Raw genomic sequence first — 16,681 nt, 5'->3', positions numbered from 1 at the left:
TGTTTTTTACCCAATTTTGTCTTTTAACCAATTAAGTAAAGTATGGCGAATATCATCCTGCACTTTTTCCAGTGCTTGGGTCGCATCAACTGTTCTGATACTGTCATCTTTCACTACCAGTTCGAGGTATCTTTCACGCGTCCGATGGAAGAAATTCAAAGATTCTTTTTCAATGCGATCTAATTCACCACGCTCACGGGCACGTTGTAAACCCACCTCTGGAGGTAAATCAAGGTAGATGGTCAAATCAGGACAAAAATCACCCAGAGCAGCTTCGCGTAATGATGTCATTAAATTCAGATCAATACCACGCCCACCGCCTTGGTAAGCCTGAGAAGAAAGGTCATGACGATCACCGACCACCCAAGTTCCTTTAGCTAAAGCTGGCTTAATGACATTTTCCACCAATTGAACTCTGGCGGCATATAGCATCAATACTTCTGCTTTATCTGTCAGTGATTCGCCTTCGATCCCTTGTTTAATCAGCTGGCGTAGTTTTTCTGCCAAGGGTGTTCCACCCGGTTCACGGGTAAAAATCAGGTCAGAAATACCGTATTGTTTCAATGTTTCAACCACTGTTTGAATTGCTGTCGTTTTCCCTGCGCCCTCAAGCCCTTCAATTACAATAAATTTGCTGTTCATTTATCCTGCTTTAATCTCTGACGATAAACACTTACCGCCTTATTATGTGCTACCAAATTGGTGGTGAATGTATGGCCGCCATTACCATCCGCGACGAAATATAAATACTCTGTGGCAGCAGGATGTGCTGCTGCCTTAATAGAAGCCAGACTTGGCATAGCAATAGGTGTTGGCGGCAATCCTTCAATCATATAAGTATTGTATGGCGTAATTGTGTTGAGATTACTGCGAAAAATCGTACCAGTATATTTATCTCCCAATCCATAAATTACCGTCGGATCAGTTTGTAATCGCATCTTTAACCGTAGGCGATTCACGAATACCGAAGCAACCTTAGTACGTTCAGATTCAATTGCCGTCTCTTTTTCAATGATAGAAGCCATGATCAACATTTCATAGGCATTCTTATATGGCAGATTCTTTTCGCGATTTTTCCACTCTTGCTTTAATACCACCTTCATTCTGTTATAAGCCCGCTTGAGTAATTCCATGTCACTCGTGCCAGCTGTATACAGATAAGTATCAGGATAAAACCAGCCCTCCAGTGAATCTCCTGTTTTTCCCTCGAGAGCATTAATCAGCTCTTGTAGGGTTTTACTTTCCGCTTCGTGCTTTAAGTAAGGTGCACCTTGCAATACTTTTGACCAATCAGAAAGGCGACTGCCTTCAACGAAACGAATAGAGAACTGAGTTTCTTTGCCACTGGCAAACAGATGTAGAACTGATCTTAAAGACATGCCCTCTTTCAGACGATAGGTTCCGGCTTTGAATCTCGCGAGTTCAGGATTTAACCGGAATAGCCACGGTATTAAGTGATTATCTTCAATTAATTTATGTTGGATAAGTAAGGTTTCTAGGCCAACACGTCCAGTTCCTGCCGGGACAGTAAATATGAGTTCTTGATGAAGACTAATATTCTGATCAGCAAAGTTTTCTATTTTTTTCACAAAAGCAAAAAACAGGATCGCTGTGACCGCAATAATCAATCCGGGGAGAATGAGAATACGCTTTTTTAGTTTCATTCGGTAATCACTTTTGTTTATGCTGTAATGATGAGTACTAAATAGCTAATACTTTGAAAAATAGAGTCTTAAAAAATAGAGAGTTAAGCATTAGAGACCTAAACATTGGGGTAATAAATACTCATGCAACTCTCTTGATTGATATTTCCATGCAGGTTGACTTTTGTGTGCTTGAATTTGATTTACTGGCAGTACTGGCATTAGGGAATTACAAATGATTACTTCATCTGCATGAGCCAGCACTTCAGGATAGCGCATAACGCATGACAGACTATAATCACTTTTTGCCAATAATTCGATTATTCTCTGCCGCATAACGCCTTCCACGCCACAATGCCGAAGATCTGGCGTATAAACATTTTTTCCTTTTCGCCAGAATATATTGGCAACACAACACTCAACCAATAACCCATCACTATCAAGCACCAATGCTTCATCAGCTTTGGATTGTTCAATAGATCTTTTAATCAAAACCTGCTCTAGACGATTCAAATGTTTAATGCCTGCCAAATGGGGATTAATTCCCATAGAAATGGGGCTAAGAATCAATGAAACGCCCTTTTGACGCTGAGTAATATACTGTTCAGGATATGAACTCAGGGATAGAATCTGAGTGGGTGCAATTGTATCATTGATACTATAACCACGGCTTCCCGCTCCTCTGGAGAGAATAACTTTCAAAACACCTGATTCACACCCCACCACGACTTGTTTAATATGGCTTTCAAGTTGCAGCCAATCCAGTGCTGGCATAAACAGTTTTTCAACGTTTTTTTGTAACCGTTTGATATGTAAAGTCAACAAAGCCGGCTGCCCTTGCTCAACTCTTATTGTGGTAAAACAGCCATCACCAAATTGTACCGCTCGATCATTCACTGATAATTGATCACACTGATTACCATTAATCCAATACGTCATCTTAATTTCTTATTTTTGATAAAAAAGGCGCTATAACCCTAGTTATTAAGGAAAGTTATAATAGTATAGGTGCCTCAGCAGTGCAAAAACCCATACAAAAGCAGTCATTCAGAATGAATCATAAAAAACAGGTGTAAAAAAGCCTCAACATTTGTTGAGGCTTTTTATAAAAACAGAACGCGTTTAGATCTTTCGGAAAATCAATGACCCATTAGTACCACCGAAGCCGAAAGAGTTACACAATGCGTATTCCATTCCTTCAACTTTACGTGCTTCACCTGGAACTAAATCCAAATGACAGTTTTCATCCTGGTTTTCCAAATTAATGGTTGGAGGAACAATCTGATCACGCAGAGAAAGAATAGTGAAAATAGATTCAACCGCTCCCGCAGCACCTAACAAGTGGCCTGTCATTGATTTAGTTGAACTCACTAATACTTTAGTGCCTTCACCAAAAACAGACTCTACTGCACGAGCTTCTGCAATATCACCAACTGGTGTTGACGTGCCATGAGCATTAATGTAACCCACTTGCTCTGGTGAAATGCCCGCATCTTTCAGAGCATTTTCCATTGCCAAAGCAGCACCTGCCCCATTTTCAGGAGGAGATGTCATGTGGTAAGCATCACTGCTCATGCCGAAGCCAACAACTTCAGCATAGATTTTTGCGCCACGTTTTTTAGCGTGTTCGTATTCTTCAAGAACGACAACACCAGCTCCGTCACCCAGAACAAAACCATCACGATCTTTATCCCAAGGACGACTTGCGCTCTCAGGAGCATCGTTACGAGTCGATAATGCACGTGCAGCACCAAATCCAGCAACACCAAATTCTGTGCTAGCTTTTTCTGCACCACCTGCAAGCATAATATCAGCATCATTATAGGCAATGATACGCGCCGCATGACCAATATTGTGTACACCAGAAGTACAAGCGGTTGCAATAGAAATGCTAGGGCCACGAAGACCATACAGAATACTCAGATGACCTGCCACCATATTGATAATGGTCGAAGGTACAAAAAATGGGCTGACCTTGCGAGGCCCAGCAGCAAGCAATGTACTGTGGTTTTCTTCAATCAGACCTAAACCACCAATACCAGAACCAATAGCAGCACCAAAGCGGCCAGCATTAGCTTCTGTTACTTCGATTCCTGCATCTTCAATGGCTTGTACGCCCGCAGCAATGCCATACTGAATGAAGAGATCCATTTTCCGTGCATCTTTGCGCGAAATATTGAAATCTTCATGATTAAAATTCTTCACCACACCAGCAAACTGAGTTGCATGGTTAGAGGTGTCAAAATGTTCGATAAGGCCGATACCACTCTGTCCGGCACAAACAGCGTTCCAAGAAGACTCTACTGTATTGCCGACAGGAGATAACATGCCTAGTCCGGTCACGACTACTCGACGCTTAGACACGGTTATCCTCCAGGGAGGGAAAAAATTTAGGACAAAAAACATAGGCGGTCGAATGACCGCCTAGGTATGTGTGCTTATTTACCTGCGTTTTCAACGTAGTCAATAGCAGCCTGAACTGTAGTGATTTTCTCAGCTTCTTCGTCTGGGATCTCGATATCGAACTCTTCTTCCAGAGCCATTACCAGTTCAACTGTGTCAAGAGAATCAGCGCCCAAGTCATCAACAAATGAAGCTGTATTTACAACTTCTTCCTCTTTAACACCCAGTTGTTCAACGATGATTTTCTTAACGCGTTCGTCGATAGTGCTCATACTATTAAATTTCCTATCAAAACTCGCTTTCGCGATGGTTTTCGTAGTTTATAAAATACAGGAAAAGATGCAACCAAATCCCGGCTGGTCGAACCACAATTTGCTTCTTTTTGTATAAAAACACATCAGAAACAGAGGGTTCGCTCATTTTTTAGATCATGTACATGCCACCATTGACATGCAATGTTTCACCCGTAATGTAAGCGGCCTCGTCAGAAGCAAGAAACGCTACAGCACTGGCAATTTCTTTTGCATCACCAAGACGATTGGCAGGAATTCCAGCAGAAATACTTGCGCGTTGTTCGTCTGTCAACGCTTTGGTCATATCAGTTTCGATAAAACCAGGTGCAACAACGTTGACGGTGATGCCACGAGAAGCAACTTCACGAGCCAATGATTTACTAAAACCAATAACTCCTGCCTTCGCTGCCGTGTAATTCGCCTGCCCTGCATTTCCCATAGTACCAACAACAGATCCAATGGAAATAATACGTCCATAACGTTTTTTCATCATAGAGCGCATTACTGCTTTTGACAGACGAAAAATCGAAGAAAGATTAGTGTCAATAATATCTTGCCACTCATCATCTTTCATGCGCATCAACAAGTTATCACGAGTGATGCCTGCATTATTAACCAAAATGTCTATTTCACCAAATTCAGCACGAATATTCGAGAGTGCATTTTCAATGGATTCTGAATCTGTGACATTCAGTACAAAACCTTTGCCTTTATCACCAATATAGGCACTGATTGCTTCGGCTCCCTTCTCACTGGTTGCGGTGCCAATAACACAGGCTCCACGTTCAACCAATAACTCTGCAATCGCGCGACCTATGCCACGGCTAGCGCCAGTGACCAGTGCAATTTTTCCATCAAAGCTCATGTTTTCCTCAGTCATTTATTCAGAGCAACTGTGAGTGATGATACATCATTTACTGCTACAGCACTTAAAGTATCAACAATACGTTTCGTTAACCCAGTTAATACCTTACCTGGCCCAATTTCCAACAGTTGTTCAACGCCTTGATCGGCAATGTATTCAACTGATTCTGTCCAGCGTACAGGATTATACAACTGACGAACCAGCGCGTCGCGAATAGCATCGGCAGAATCTTCTGCTTTTACATCAACATTATTGACAACAGGGAACTGTGGCTGATTAAACATAACCTCTTGCAGCGCAGAAGCTAACTGCTCGGCTGCAGATTTCATAAGTGCGCAATGTGAAGGAACACTAACGGCCAAAGGTAACGCTCGTTTTGCGCCAGCAGCTTTACATGCTGCGCCAGCACGCTCTACCGCGTCTTTTTCACCTGCAATCACAACTTGTCCGGGTGAATTAAAGTTGACTGGTGAAACAATCTGACCTTGTGCGGACTCTTCACATGCTTTTGCAATGGTCTCATTATTCAAACCGATAATGGCATACATCGCCCCTTGTCCTTCTGGTACAGCCTCCTGCATCAGCTTTCCACGCAATTCAACAAGCTTAATTGCCTGCTGGAATTCAATCACACCAGCGCAGACCAGTGCAGAATATTCGCCAAGGCTATGACCTGCCATAATAGAAGGTGCTTTGCCGCCTTTTTCCTGCCATACACGCCAAATAGCGACTGAAGCTGCCAACAACGCAGGTTGGGTTTTCCACGTTTTGTTTAGTTCTTCTGCTGGGCCTTGCTGAACCAAAGCCCATAAATCATATCCTAAAACAGCAGAAGCCTCTGCGAAAGTTTGTTCAACCAGAGGAAATTCTGAGGCTAAATCCGCCAACATCCCCAAAGATTGAGAACCTTGACCGGGAAATACCATTGCAAAATCAGACATGTTTATTTTCCTGTTTAATTAAAAACGTACTAGCGCTGAGCCCCAGGTAAAGCCACCGCCGAATGCTTCAAGTAAGACAAGCTGGCCGCGTTGAATTCTTCCATCACGCACCGCTTCATCAAACGCTGTCGGAACAGATGCTGCCGAGGTATTGCCATGACGATCCAGCGTCACGACCACTTTATCCATTGTCATATCTAATTTCTTGGCTGTCGCTGAAATGATACGCAAGTTTGCTTGATGAGGTACCAGCCAATCAAGCTGGGAATGAGCCAAGTTATTGGCTTCTAACGTTTCATCAACGATATTGGCCAATTCACGGACAGCAACTTTAAAGACTTCATTGCCAGCCATTTTAACGTATTCAGGTGTATCACACTTCACGCGGCTCTGATGCGGCAATGACAATAAATCACCATAGCGACCATCAGCATGAAGATGCGTAGATAATATGCCTGGTTCTTCTGAAGCCCCAACGACCATTGCACCTGCGGCATCACCAAAGATGATAATTGTACTGCGATCTTCAGGATCTACAACTCTTGAAATAATGTCAGAACCAATCACCAATGCATGTTTAGCTGCACCAGTTTTAATAAATTTATCGACAATGCTTAACGCATAGGTAAAGCCAGCACATGCAGCGGAAACATCAAAAGCTGCAACGCCTTGAATCCCCAACAAGTGTTGGATCTGGCAAGCGGCGCTTGGAAAGGCATGGGTTGAACTTGTTGTTGCAACAACAATTAAATCAATTTGTGTTTTATCGATTCCAGCCATTTCAATAGCTTTTGCCGCCGCTTTAAAGCCCAGCGTTGACACATCTTCATCTTCAGCTGCAATACGGCGTTCACGGATGCCTGTACGAGTCACAATCCATTCGTCAGACGTATCCACCATTTTTTCTAAATCTGCGTTAGTACGCACCTGAGCAGGCAAATAACTGCCCGTACCTAAGATTTTTGTATACATTCTATGCTTATTCACTCTTGGGCAATACTGCATCCAACCGGGCAGCGATTCTGTCAGGAACCTGCTTCTCTACAGCCTGAATAGCTTGATCGATGGCAGCCTTAAACGCGTGTTCATTGGCAGCACCATGACTTTTAATAACAATGCCACGTAACCCTAGCAATGTAGCTCCATTATATTGGTCAGGGTTTAAATGACCAAACCGCTTCATGACCTGTTTTAGCAACCATTTCTTGAATATCTTCTTGAGTATTTTCATTAACCAAGATGATTTTTTCTGCTGACCACCCGGCGATTTTACCAGAGATAGAATCACTCTGATCGCACCTTCCATCGTCTTCAGCGTAACATTACCTGCGAAGCCGTCACACACGAGCACATCTGTCTTTCCCGTCAGTAACTCATTTCCTTCCACATAACCTATATAATTAATTGCTGAGATATTACGTAAGGTCATAGCAGCTTCGCGGATATTATCCAGCCCCTTCGATTCTTCTTCCCCGATATTGAGTAGAGCAACACGTGGGTTATCCACACCTGTAACATACTCGGCCATTACGGCGCCCATAATCGCAAATTGAACTAACATACTGCTATTACAATTAATATTAGCGCCTAAATCCAATACAACGGTCTTCTGTTGTTTTAGATTAGGTATTAACGTCATCAACGCAGGTCGTTCAATTCCTTCAATGGATTTCAACATCAATTTGGCCAGCCCCATCAAGGCCCCTGTATTTCCCGCACTGATACAGGCTTGCGCTTCACCCGATTTCACCAAATCAAGAGTAATACGCATTGAAGTACCACGACTGGAACGAATAGCCTGAGAAGGCTTCATATCGTTGGAAACGACATGTTCCGCAGGGATAATTTGCAAACGGCTGAGCAGCTCAGCATTTTTATTTGCAAGCAAAGGAGAGATGGTTTCGGGATCACCGACCAACAATAATTTTAATTGCGGATTAGATGCCAGTGCCTGCAATGCAGCAGGCACCGTGACGCGAGGACCAAAGTCCCCGCCCATAGCATCTAACGCTAAGGTTAGATTAGCCAAGATATCAACTTGCTAATAGTTAGCTGAATTACTTGTTGATTACCTTGCGGCCACGATAGTAGCCATCAGCAGTCACATGGTGACGCAGGTGAGTTTCACCAGAAGTTTTGTCTACAGAGACATGTGTTGCAGTCAGTGCGTCATGAGAACGACGCATACCACGTTTAGAACGAGTTGGTTTATTCTGTTGTACGGCCATTGACCTTACTCCTTAAGTACTTTTCTTTAAACTGGCTAATACGGCAAATGGGTTTGGTTTTTCTGCTTCAGAAGGCAGTTCGCCAAACACCATATCCGCGTCGGACACTTCACAGTGTTCAGAATCATGTACCGGAAACACCGGCATAGATAGAATTATTTCATCTTCAATCATTGCCAGCAAATCTATTTCGCCAAATTCATTAACATTTATTGGCTCATATTCTTCCGGTAATGCCTCAGCCTTCTCGTCATTAACGACCGGGCTAAAACAATACGTTGTGTGAACATGATGGCTGAAATTACTGCCACAACGCTGACAGCTAAGAGTAACATCCACATCAGAATGCCCTTTTATCACTGCCAAACGCTGATTATCAATTTCAAATGATAAAGAGCTATCTACATCACTATCCACACTGACCACGGATTCTGCAATACGAGAAACTTGCTCAGCAGAATAACTACCTTGGTAGTCCAGTCTTTTCTGAGCTGCTCGAAGCGCATCGATGGTCAGGGGTAATTTTACCTTTTGCATAAGGCGCGCATATTATCTTTGTAATGAGACATAGTCAAAGAAAAAGGCCACACATCTGCACCTTTCCGCCAAATATTCGCTTGTTAAGCGGCATATAGTTTAAAATGCCTGTGAATATTTCTCTACGTATTTTATGGAAAAATGATGCTTCCGATTATTTTATCGTCAACTTCAGCATATCGCCGCCTATTACTAGAAAAAATAGGGTTACCTTTTACTTGTGCCTCTCCTGATATTGATGAAAGTCCACACAAAAATGAAAACCCTGAACAATTAGTCATGCGGCTATCACATGCAAAAGCAACCACATTACAACAAAATTATTCCCGTCATCTAATTATAGGTTCCGATCAAGTTTGTATTTTAGATAAAAAAATTACGGGTAAACCCCATAATTTTGAGAACGCTTTCGCCCAGCTAAAAAAAGCCAGCGGAAAATGTGTCACTTTTTATACTGGTATTACACTATTCAATAGCAAAACTGGCGATACCGATACCCGTTGTGAACTATTTCATGTTTATTTCAGAGAGCTTACCGAATCAGAAATCATCAGCTACTTAAACAAAGAAAAACCTTTTAATTGTGCTGGTAGTTTTAAAAGTGAAGGATTAGGAATTACATTATTTGAAAAGCTAGAAGGTAAAGATCCCAACACATTAATTGGTTTACCATTAATTACTCTGACAGAAATGCTTATCCGTCAGGGAGTAAACCCACTGACGGCATGTTCTCAGTAATTATTTTGGCGCAATTTCTTTAAGCAATTTCGCAATCTATCATCTATTGGTGCTTCGAAACGCAGGGTTTCTCCTGTAGATGGATGGGTAAATTTCAATGAACTCGCATGCAGAAACAGTCGGTTAAGCCTAGTTTTTGCAAGCTGTGCGTCAAATGCCCGATCACCATAGCGATCATCAAAAGCAATAGGATGACCTGCATGTAAAGTATGCACGCGGATTTGGTGAGTTCGTCCCGTAACCGGGCTTGCACGCACCAATGTAGCGAAGGCATACCGTTCTTCAACTTTGAACCGTGTTTCTGAAGGTTTGCCTTCACCACTAACTTTTACCACCCTTTCCCCACTTTGCAGGATATTTTTCAATAAGGGGACTTCTACCACTTTACAATGGGACTGCCACTGACCACGCACTAATGCCAGATAATCTTTCTGCATTTGTTTCAAACGAAGCTGTTCATGCAATGCACGCAATGCTGAACGCTTTTTCGCAATTAACAAAATGCCCGATGTATCGCGGTCAAGGCGATGCACCAGTTCAAGGAAACGTGCTTCAGGGCGCAGTGCTCGTAATCCTTCGATTACTCCGAAACTCAACCCGCTGCCACCATGTACTGCTGTTCCCGATGGTTTATTAATAACCAGAATATGATCATCTTCATACAAAATGCATTCTGCCAGAACGGCCACTTTGTCCAGCTTAGCTGATACAGGCACCTCCTGCCTTTCTGCTACCCTAACGGGTGGGATCCTAACGGTATCACCTGCTGTCAATTTATATTCAGGCTTGACTCTTCCCTTGTTAACTCGAACTTCACCTTTGCGCAAGATCCGATAAATCATGCTCTTAGGTACACCTTTCAAACGAGCCAGCAAAAAATTATCAACGCGCTGACCGGCTTCGTCGTCATCAATCGTGACAAACTGTACAACTTGATTATTTGTTTTCATGGGCAAGATTCTAATTATCCAACAAACAGAGCGCCACTCATTTTTAAGTGTGTCTAAATAACATCCACATTTTTCTGCTTCATTGTCTCAAGTGACTTAGGATAAAGACCAAAGATTAACAACTTGTCACTATTTCCTAATAAAAAACCCTTAAAGCGATAAAGTCACCTTGCTATCACCCCAATAGCAATGGAATAATGCTTTCTGGCCACAGTTTACTAAACTATGAATGGCAAGATTGAAATTGTTTGTTATCTGTTTGATCAAACAAAAGCGCAGCAATGGCGTAAGACGTAATGTTTAATCAAACAATTTATGGGCTGCGGGTTGCAGCTTACTGGATTGGGTTAAATCTGTACCAATTTATTACAGCATCCCCAATAAAGAGTACTGTTTTAAATGAAATTCAGGCTCGCCGAAAAATAGGCGCCTCTATACAAACGATAGCCGTGAGGCTGACGGTTTTGTAGAAGACACGAGGCCATCGGTAACCAGTAGTGCATCTTTTTTACTCGCGGCTCTATACCAATGTAAAAAATAATGAGTAAGTTAGAATGAAAAGAATGTTAATCAACGCAACACAACAGGAAGAGTTGCGTGTCGCCCTTGTTGATGGGCAACGTCTTTATGATTTGGATATTGAAAGTCCAGGACATGAGCAGAAAAAGGCAAATATATATAAAGGTAAAATTACTCGGATTGAACCTAGCCTAGAAGCTGCTTTTGTTGATTATGGTGCAGAACGACATGGCTTTCTGCCTATTAAAGAAATTGCTCGCGAGTACTTTCCAAGTAATTACCATTCGCATGGTCGTCCTAACATTAAAGATATCCTCAAGGAAGGTCAGGAAGTCATCGTTCAAGTTGATAAAGAAGAACGAGGCAATAAAGGTGCAGCTTTAACAACCTTTATCAGTCTGGCTGGCAGCTATCTGGTTCTAATGCCAAATAACCCAAGAGCTGGCGGTATTTCCCGCCGTATCGAAGGTGATGATCGCATCGAATTAAAAGAAGCACTTTCTTCCCTTGAAGTCCCTGAAGGCATGGGACTTATTGTCCGTACCGCAGGTGTAGGTAAATCCGCAGACGCCTTGCAGGGAGATTTAAACTTCCGTCTGAGACACTGGGAAGCAATCAAAAAAGCCGCAGACAACCATCCCGCTCCATTCCTGATCCATCAAGAAAGCAATGTCATTGTGCGCGCATTCCGTGATTATTTGCGCCCGGATATTGGGGAAATCTTGATCGACAATCCGAAAATCTTTGATTTGGCACGCCAACATATTACTGCTCTGGGGCGTCCTGATTTTGCCAGTAAAATCAAACTGTACAGCGGTGAAGTTCCTCTATTTAGCCATTATCAGATAGAATCACAAATTGAATCGGCTTTTCAGCGTGAAGTTCGACTACCTTCCGGTGGTTCAGTGGTTATAGACACGACTGAAGCCTTGACCGCAATCGATATCAACTCATCTAGGGCAACCCGTGGTGGAGATATCGAAGAAACTGCGTTTAATACCAACTTAGAAGCCGCCGATGAAATTGCACGTCAATTGCGTCTGCGTGACCTTGGTGGTCTTATTGTTATCGATTTCATTGACATGACTCCAGTGCGTCACCAACGTGAAGTTGAAAACCGACTGCGTGATGCCGTTCGCCAAGATCGTGCCCGTATTCAAATCGGGCGTATTTCCCGCTTTGGTTTGTTGGAAATGTCTCGTCAGCGTTTAAGCCCATCACTGGGTGAATCCAGTCATCACGTCTGTCCTCGCTGTAGCGGTACAGGAACTATTCGTGATAACGAATCACTTTCTTTGTCGATTCTGCGCCTGATCGAAGAAGAAGCACTAAAAGAAAACACGCATCAAGTTCATGCGATTGTTCCTGTACAAATTGCTTCCTATTTGCTGAACGAAAAACGTAAAGCCGTCAGTGCCATTGAACATCGCCAAGGCGTTGTGGGTGTTGTTATCGTTCCAAACGATCAGATGCAATCCCCGCATTTCTCTGTTTTACGTGTACGTAAAGGTGAAGAAATTTCTGCTTTGAGTTATCTGCTTCCGCAATTGCATGAAGCGGAAATGATAAATGCTCAGGATGAAGGGCTGAATGAGCGTAAACGTCCAGAACAGCCAGCTATTTCAACTTTTGATCTGCCTACAGAAACACCTGCATCGGTCTCAGCAAAAGCAAAAGAGAAAAAGGCTGTAGCCACTAATCAAAAACAACCTGAAAAACCAGGGTTGTTCAGTCGTTTCTTCAATGCCCTGAAAAAAATGTTCAGTGCTGAAGAAGAACAACCAACTCAGGAAAAGAGCAGAAAAGCTTCTGGTAATGATAATCGTCGCTCATCAGAACGCCGTAATCCGCGCCGCCAGAATAATCAACGTCGCGAACGTAACGAGAATGAAACTCGCAACAACAACCGTGAGCGCGATGAGCAACGTAAAGGCCGCAATGTCCAGCCGAAAACCGATGCTCAGGATAATACTGTAATAGACAATGAAGCTCGTGAAGCACAGCAACAACAACGCCGTGAACAGCGAGCTGAGCGTCAACGCCGCCGTCAGGAAGAAAAACGTCAGCAACAGCAGGAAGCTAAAGCGCAACAGGCAACAAATAGACCTGATATTGTCGAGGAGGAGGAAGTCGAAGAGCGTCAGCCAGTCATGCCGCGTCGTCAACGCCGCCAACTCGAACAAAAAGTACGTATCACAAGTGACATCGGTGAAGTGAAAAAAGAAGCCACCGTTGCTGCTTTACCAGCAGTAATATCTGAAACAGTATCAACAAAGACCGAAGCAGAGAAAAAAGTTTCAGTACCTGCCGTTATTAATACAAATGTTGAAGCAGCCAACCAACCTGCAATGCCACAAGGCACCATTGCACAAGGTTCGTCTGCCCCACAAAATAGTGAGCAACAAGATAACACCATGCCACGTCGTTCCCGCCGCTCTCCACGTCATTTGCGTGTCAGCGGTCAACGTCGTCGCCGTTATCGTGATGAACGTAGTTTGGCTCAATCACCCGTACCATTGACAATGGCCGTGGTATCACCGGAACTGGCGTCAGGTAAGGTTTGGGTTCGTTATCCTGTTATACCAGTAACCACCGCTGAGCTGGATATCTCAGCTGCTATTGATGTTGTAGAAGAAACGGCGCCAGTACAGGAAGAAAATGTGCTTATCGTGCCAGCGGTAACAGAATCGGCACCAATCTCAACCGTGACTCATGTTGAAGTCTCGGAAGAGAAGGTTATTACCCCCCAAGATACTGTTAAACCTGCTGCCGATGATTCTTCCATTACAACATCTGTGGAACAGAAACTAGAAACACCTAAGGTTTCGGACTCAGAAACCGTGGAGTCTGTCATCAACCATGATGAAAAACGTCAACCAGAAGCGTTAAATGATAAGATATTGAATGACGCAACATCAGATGATGTTGGAGAAACACGTCACATAGCAGACCCTATCATTGTGGCGTCTATTGTTGAACAGGAACATCATGAAGAACAACCAGCTGTCGCAACGGAAATATGCTCTCAGGCAGAGGAAGTTAAAACGGAAGAGACAAAAATTACTGAGCCTTCGATTATCGTGGCAAAAAATCATCACGCTTACTCCCCAATGACGAAGGCACCAGCACCAGAAATGGTGACACAACCGGTTATTATTAATGAATTGCAGCGCCCTGCTTATCCATTCAGAGGAAAAGGCGGTGCAGGTGGACACTCTGCAACGGACATTGCAACTTCAGCCATGTCTAAACCACAATCATTTGAATAATTCGATATTGTCGTTCATGTAGATATTGTAATTCCTGTAAAATTAAAATGGCTCCAATAAAAGGAGCCATTTTTTTATCCGATCCATTACAAAAAACTTGCCTGTTTCATTTCTTTCCACAATCCATTCCAATCAACAGGTAATTCCAATAAACTGAGATGGTTATCATTATCATTTTAAGCGGTTAGTTTTATGGAGAATTCCCGCCTATGAAACCTTGGCTAATTTTTGGTGCTGGAAAAGGCGTTGGACGCCATTTAGTCACTATTGCTCTCAAACAAAATCGACCTGTAACAGCATTAATTCGTAATGAACAACAGGCTATAGAACTGATTGCACTGGGTATTAACGTCATACAAGGTGATGCTTGTGACAAAAAGAGCATAGAAAAATCGATAACACTCGCTGGAAAAAACCCGATTGTTTTCTCAACTATTGGAGGTGGTGATGCCGACCATTATGGCAACATTACCATCATAAATGCATTGGAACAAGCTCAAGTTTCACGCATGTTATTAGTGACTTCCATCGGTTGTGGTGAAAGTTGGAAGTCATTGTCACCGCGAGCAAAATCATTATTCGGACAATCGGTTAGACACAAATCACTGGCAGAAAGTTACCTGCAAACCAGCACGTTGGACTTTACAATCGTTCGTCCTGGAGGCCTTACCAATCAAGCAGGGACTGGGCATTGTCAGCGTTATCAAGAAGAAGTTCATGGCATGGTTAGCCGAGAAGATGTAGCTGAGCAGCTAGCGCAAATGGCGGAAGATAAACAGGCTTACTATCAGATTTATGCCTTAGTTGATCCAGAATTAAAGCCGCACTGGAACTGATTTTACTGAATATGAATGGACAACCACGCCTAATAGCGTGGTTAATTACGATCAAAAATCTATTGCAAATCAAATTTATTTGACCCCGCCATCCATTGCCTTAAGTTTTTTAGATAATTCACGGCGTTCTTTAGATAACTCAGCATTTTTGATGATATATTCATCAACGCGCTCTTCATAATCGCTGCGCATATGAGCAATAATACCTTGAATATCTTCAACCGACATCCCCGGTTTGATGTAGTCACTCAAGTTATCGAGTAATAACACGCGTTTTTGGTTATCCCGAACCTTTTTCTCATTATCTACAATTTCGCGCTGTAATTTGTTTTTACGGCGAAATATACGCACAAACTCCAGTACATTGTGGAATGTTGGTTTATTTGTGTTGTCCATTTTTTACACCTTCTTCATTAGACTGATAATTTCTTATGCTGTCTACACAATACAATCTCAAGCAACACATAGACAAGTCGGTTTCGACAATTTATTGATATTGAATACCTTCAGGATATATTCTTTGTATCATTTGTTGTATCAGTGTTGAATCTTTAAAAGACGATATATACCTTGTGCATATGGTGCGGTTAACTGATACCCCCATTTTTCATAGAGTTGGGGTTCATTTGCGATCAGAGAAACAAAAGATCCAGACAATGCTTGTGCCTCCAACCAAGTAACACGTCCCATTCCAATCAATCCTCCTTGATCACGCAGATAAATTGCAAATAGTGAATTCGGTAACCCTTTCTCCTCCGCCTCAATAGATTTTCCAGATAATCCAGCACGTTCACGTAATCTGGCATATTCTTGCGGTGTCGGCAGCGCTTCTGTAATTTTTATTATCAGCCTCTGAACATAATGTAATATATTGAAATTTAATTACTTAAACCATCCGAAATTTCAGTAAAATAACTCACGATAAGACTCAAAGCGAGTTAGAACGATCATTCAGATTAGCCGGAATATGGTTTACCATGTATAACACGTAATTTAGTGTCACTGAAAATCATCGTTTTTGGGACGCACTTGAACTATGAATTGGCGATGACGGAGAATTCTCGACTTTGAACACCAGTAAAGAAAAACAAAGTTTCTATTTCCACGATTATGAGATACTAAATTTAATACATTGTATTTAAAGGATATAAAATAAAGTCATTTAATTTATGTACTCAACTCTGTACTCAATTATTAATTTAATTGTATTTTATGGAAGTGAGGGCTGAAATATACCAGCTCATATATAACCCTAACCCCCAGCCCACTGATTACATTGATGAGATAAGGGACACTCGGCCCCCTGACTGTTATTCTGTTTCAGCCCGTTTTCGTTGTTGCTGATTCCAGATGGAACTCTCCGGCATCTGGACACGGATATCCAAGCGAGTGAGTAAGGGGCACTAGGCCCCTGTCATCACTTCGGCTGTTCCAGCCACTGGATATCGGGGCAGTAGAA

General features: G+C 42.6%; 17 protein-coding genes. 3 read left to right on the top strand and 14 right to left on the bottom strand.

Annotation, left to right across the window (positions count from 1 at the left end):
* Positions 1–6: 6 nt before the first annotated feature.
* The 11 genes from tmk to yceD all read right to left on the bottom strand — a co-directional run bounded on the left by tmk (position 7) and on the right by yceD (position 8,910).
* Positions 7–642, bottom strand: a complete 636-nt coding sequence (gene tmk, locus Xhom_RS19425; RefSeq protein WP_069316187.1) for a dTMP kinase — start codon at positions 640–642, stop codon at positions 7–9.
* Positions 639–1,664, bottom strand: coding sequence for an endolytic transglycosylase MltG (gene mltG / locus Xhom_RS19420; protein WP_069316188.1), 1,026 nt, complete (start codon positions 1,662–1,664; stop codon positions 639–641). The genes tmk and mltG overlap by 4 nt, the downstream gene beginning before the upstream one ends.
* 90 nt (positions 1,665–1,754) lie before the next feature.
* Positions 1,755–2,582 carry an aminodeoxychorismate lyase gene (gene pabC, locus Xhom_RS19415; protein ID WP_069316189.1) on the bottom strand — a complete coding sequence of 276 codons (828 nt, stop codon included), beginning with the start codon at positions 2,580–2,582 and terminating at the stop codon, positions 1,755–1,757.
* A 183-nt stretch (positions 2,583–2,765) separates the two neighbouring features.
* Complete coding sequence (gene fabF, locus Xhom_RS19410) at positions 2,766–4,007, bottom strand: beta-ketoacyl-ACP synthase II (RefSeq protein ID WP_069316190.1); 1,242 nt, start codon at positions 4,005–4,007, stop codon at positions 2,766–2,768.
* Positions 4,008–4,081: 74 nt separating this feature from the next.
* On the bottom strand, positions 4,082–4,318 hold the full coding sequence (acpP, locus tag Xhom_RS19405; protein WP_012989255.1) for an acyl carrier protein: 237 nt from the start codon (positions 4,316–4,318) through the stop codon (positions 4,082–4,084).
* 151 nt (positions 4,319–4,469) lie between these two features.
* Positions 4,470–5,204: a 3-oxoacyl-ACP reductase FabG gene (fabG, locus tag Xhom_RS19400; RefSeq protein WP_069316191.1), complete on the bottom strand. Its 735-nt coding sequence runs from the start codon at positions 5,202–5,204 to the stop codon at positions 4,470–4,472.
* Positions 5,205–5,215: 11 nt separating this feature from the next.
* Positions 5,216–6,145: an ACP S-malonyltransferase gene (gene fabD / locus Xhom_RS19395; RefSeq protein WP_069316192.1), complete on the bottom strand. Its 930-nt coding sequence runs from the start codon at positions 6,143–6,145 to the stop codon at positions 5,216–5,218.
* A gap of 18 nt (positions 6,146–6,163) precedes the next feature.
* Positions 6,164–7,117 (bottom strand): beta-ketoacyl-ACP synthase III, encoded by a 954-nt coding sequence (locus tag Xhom_RS19390; RefSeq protein WP_069316193.1) that lies wholly within the window; start codon positions 7,115–7,117, stop codon positions 6,164–6,166.
* A 7-nt stretch (positions 7,118–7,124) separates the two neighbouring features.
* A complete protein-coding gene (gene plsX / locus Xhom_RS19385; protein ID WP_071933858.1) occupies positions 7,125–8,174 on the bottom strand; it encodes a phosphate acyltransferase PlsX in 1,050 nt (349 codons plus the stop codon).
* Between the two features lie 28 nt (positions 8,175–8,202).
* Positions 8,203–8,373 (bottom strand): 50S ribosomal protein L32, encoded by a 171-nt coding sequence (rpmF, locus tag Xhom_RS19380; protein ID WP_004247080.1) that lies wholly within the window; start codon positions 8,371–8,373, stop codon positions 8,203–8,205.
* 12 nt (positions 8,374–8,385) lie between these two features.
* The gene (gene yceD / locus Xhom_RS19375) at positions 8,386–8,910 is read right to left on the bottom strand and encodes a 23S rRNA accumulation protein YceD (protein WP_069316195.1); all 525 of its coding nucleotides are present in this window, start codon (positions 8,908–8,910) and stop codon (positions 8,386–8,388) included.
* A 144-nt stretch (positions 8,911–9,054) separates the two neighbouring features.
* On the opposite strand from yceD, the gene Xhom_RS19370 reads away from it, so the two are divergent.
* On the top strand, positions 9,055–9,648 hold the full coding sequence (locus Xhom_RS19370) for a Maf family protein (RefSeq protein WP_069316196.1): 594 nt from the start codon (positions 9,055–9,057) through the stop codon (positions 9,646–9,648).
* Here Xhom_RS19370 and rluC read toward each other — a convergent pair.
* On the bottom strand, positions 9,642–10,598 hold the full coding sequence (gene rluC / locus Xhom_RS19365) for a 23S rRNA pseudouridine(955/2504/2580) synthase RluC (protein WP_069316197.1): 957 nt from the start codon (positions 10,596–10,598) through the stop codon (positions 9,642–9,644). The two genes, Xhom_RS19370 and rluC, sit on opposite strands and share 7 nt — an antisense overlap.
* 554 nt (positions 10,599–11,152) lie before the next feature.
* On the opposite strand from rluC, the gene rne reads away from it, so the two are divergent.
* Positions 11,153–14,386: a ribonuclease E gene (rne, locus tag Xhom_RS19360; protein ID WP_069316198.1), complete on the top strand. Its 3,234-nt coding sequence runs from the start codon at positions 11,153–11,155 to the stop codon at positions 14,384–14,386.
* 209 nt (positions 14,387–14,595) lie between these two features.
* Positions 14,596–15,222 (top strand): SDR family oxidoreductase, encoded by a 627-nt coding sequence (locus tag Xhom_RS19355; protein ID WP_069316199.1) that lies wholly within the window; start codon positions 14,596–14,598, stop codon positions 15,220–15,222.
* A 75-nt stretch (positions 15,223–15,297) separates the two neighbouring features.
* Here the strand turns inward: Xhom_RS19355 and tmaR are convergent, their stop codons facing one another.
* Both tmaR and Xhom_RS34220 read right to left on the bottom strand, forming a co-directional pair.
* Positions 15,298–15,618: a PTS system regulator TmaR gene (gene tmaR, locus Xhom_RS19350; protein ID WP_069316200.1), complete on the bottom strand. Its 321-nt coding sequence runs from the start codon at positions 15,616–15,618 to the stop codon at positions 15,298–15,300.
* 141 nt (positions 15,619–15,759) lie between these two features.
* Positions 15,760–15,912: a hypothetical protein gene (locus tag Xhom_RS34220; protein ID WP_198148755.1), complete on the bottom strand. Its 153-nt coding sequence runs from the start codon at positions 15,910–15,912 to the stop codon at positions 15,760–15,762.
* Positions 15,913–16,681 lie beyond the last annotated feature (769 nt).

Source organism: Xenorhabdus hominickii (assembly GCF_002632725.1).
In the GTDB taxonomy this organism is placed as follows: Bacteria; Pseudomonadota; Gammaproteobacteria; order Enterobacterales; family Enterobacteriaceae; genus Xenorhabdus; species Xenorhabdus hominickii.
Note: the sequence above shows the minus strand (reverse complement) of the source record. Positions and strands in the feature narration are given on the sequence as shown.

Coding starts and splice junctions, on each gene's coding strand:
- acpP (WP_012989255.1), bottom strand. CDS start 4,318: ATGAGCACTATCGACGAACGCGTTAAGAAAATCATCGTTGAACAACTG.
- rluC (WP_069316197.1), bottom strand. CDS start 10,598: ATGAAAACAAATAATCAAGTTGTACAGTTTGTCACGATTGATGACGAC.
- yceD (WP_069316195.1), bottom strand. CDS start 8,910: ATGCAAAAGGTAAAATTACCCCTGACCATCGATGCGCTTCGAGCAGCT.
- rne (WP_069316198.1), top strand. CDS start 11,153: ATGAAAAGAATGTTAATCAACGCAACACAACAGGAAGAGTTGCGTGTC.
- Xhom_RS19390 (WP_069316193.1), bottom strand. CDS start 7,117: ATGTATACAAAAATCTTAGGTACGGGCAGTTATTTGCCTGCTCAGGTG.
- mltG (WP_069316188.1), bottom strand. CDS start 1,664: ATGAAACTAAAAAAGCGTATTCTCATTCTCCCCGGATTGATTATTGCG.
- fabD (WP_069316192.1), bottom strand. CDS start 6,145: ATGTCTGATTTTGCAATGGTATTTCCCGGTCAAGGTTCTCAATCTTTG.
- Xhom_RS19370 (WP_069316196.1), top strand. CDS start 9,055: ATGCTTCCGATTATTTTATCGTCAACTTCAGCATATCGCCGCCTATTA.
- Xhom_RS34220 (WP_198148755.1), bottom strand. CDS start 15,912: ATGGGACGTGTTACTTGGTTGGAGGCACAAGCATTGTCTGGATCTTTT.
- tmaR (WP_069316200.1), bottom strand. CDS start 15,618: ATGGACAACACAAATAAACCAACATTCCACAATGTACTGGAGTTTGTG.
- rpmF (WP_004247080.1), bottom strand. CDS start 8,373: ATGGCCGTACAACAGAATAAACCAACTCGTTCTAAACGTGGTATGCGT.
- tmk (WP_069316187.1), bottom strand. CDS start 642: ATGAACAGCAAATTTATTGTAATTGAAGGGCTTGAGGGCGCAGGGAAA.
- Xhom_RS19355 (WP_069316199.1), top strand. CDS start 14,596: ATGAAACCTTGGCTAATTTTTGGTGCTGGAAAAGGCGTTGGACGCCAT.
- pabC (WP_069316189.1), bottom strand. CDS start 2,582: ATGACGTATTGGATTAATGGTAATCAGTGTGATCAATTATCAGTGAAT.
- fabG (WP_069316191.1), bottom strand. CDS start 5,204: ATGAGCTTTGATGGAAAAATTGCACTGGTCACTGGCGCTAGCCGTGGC.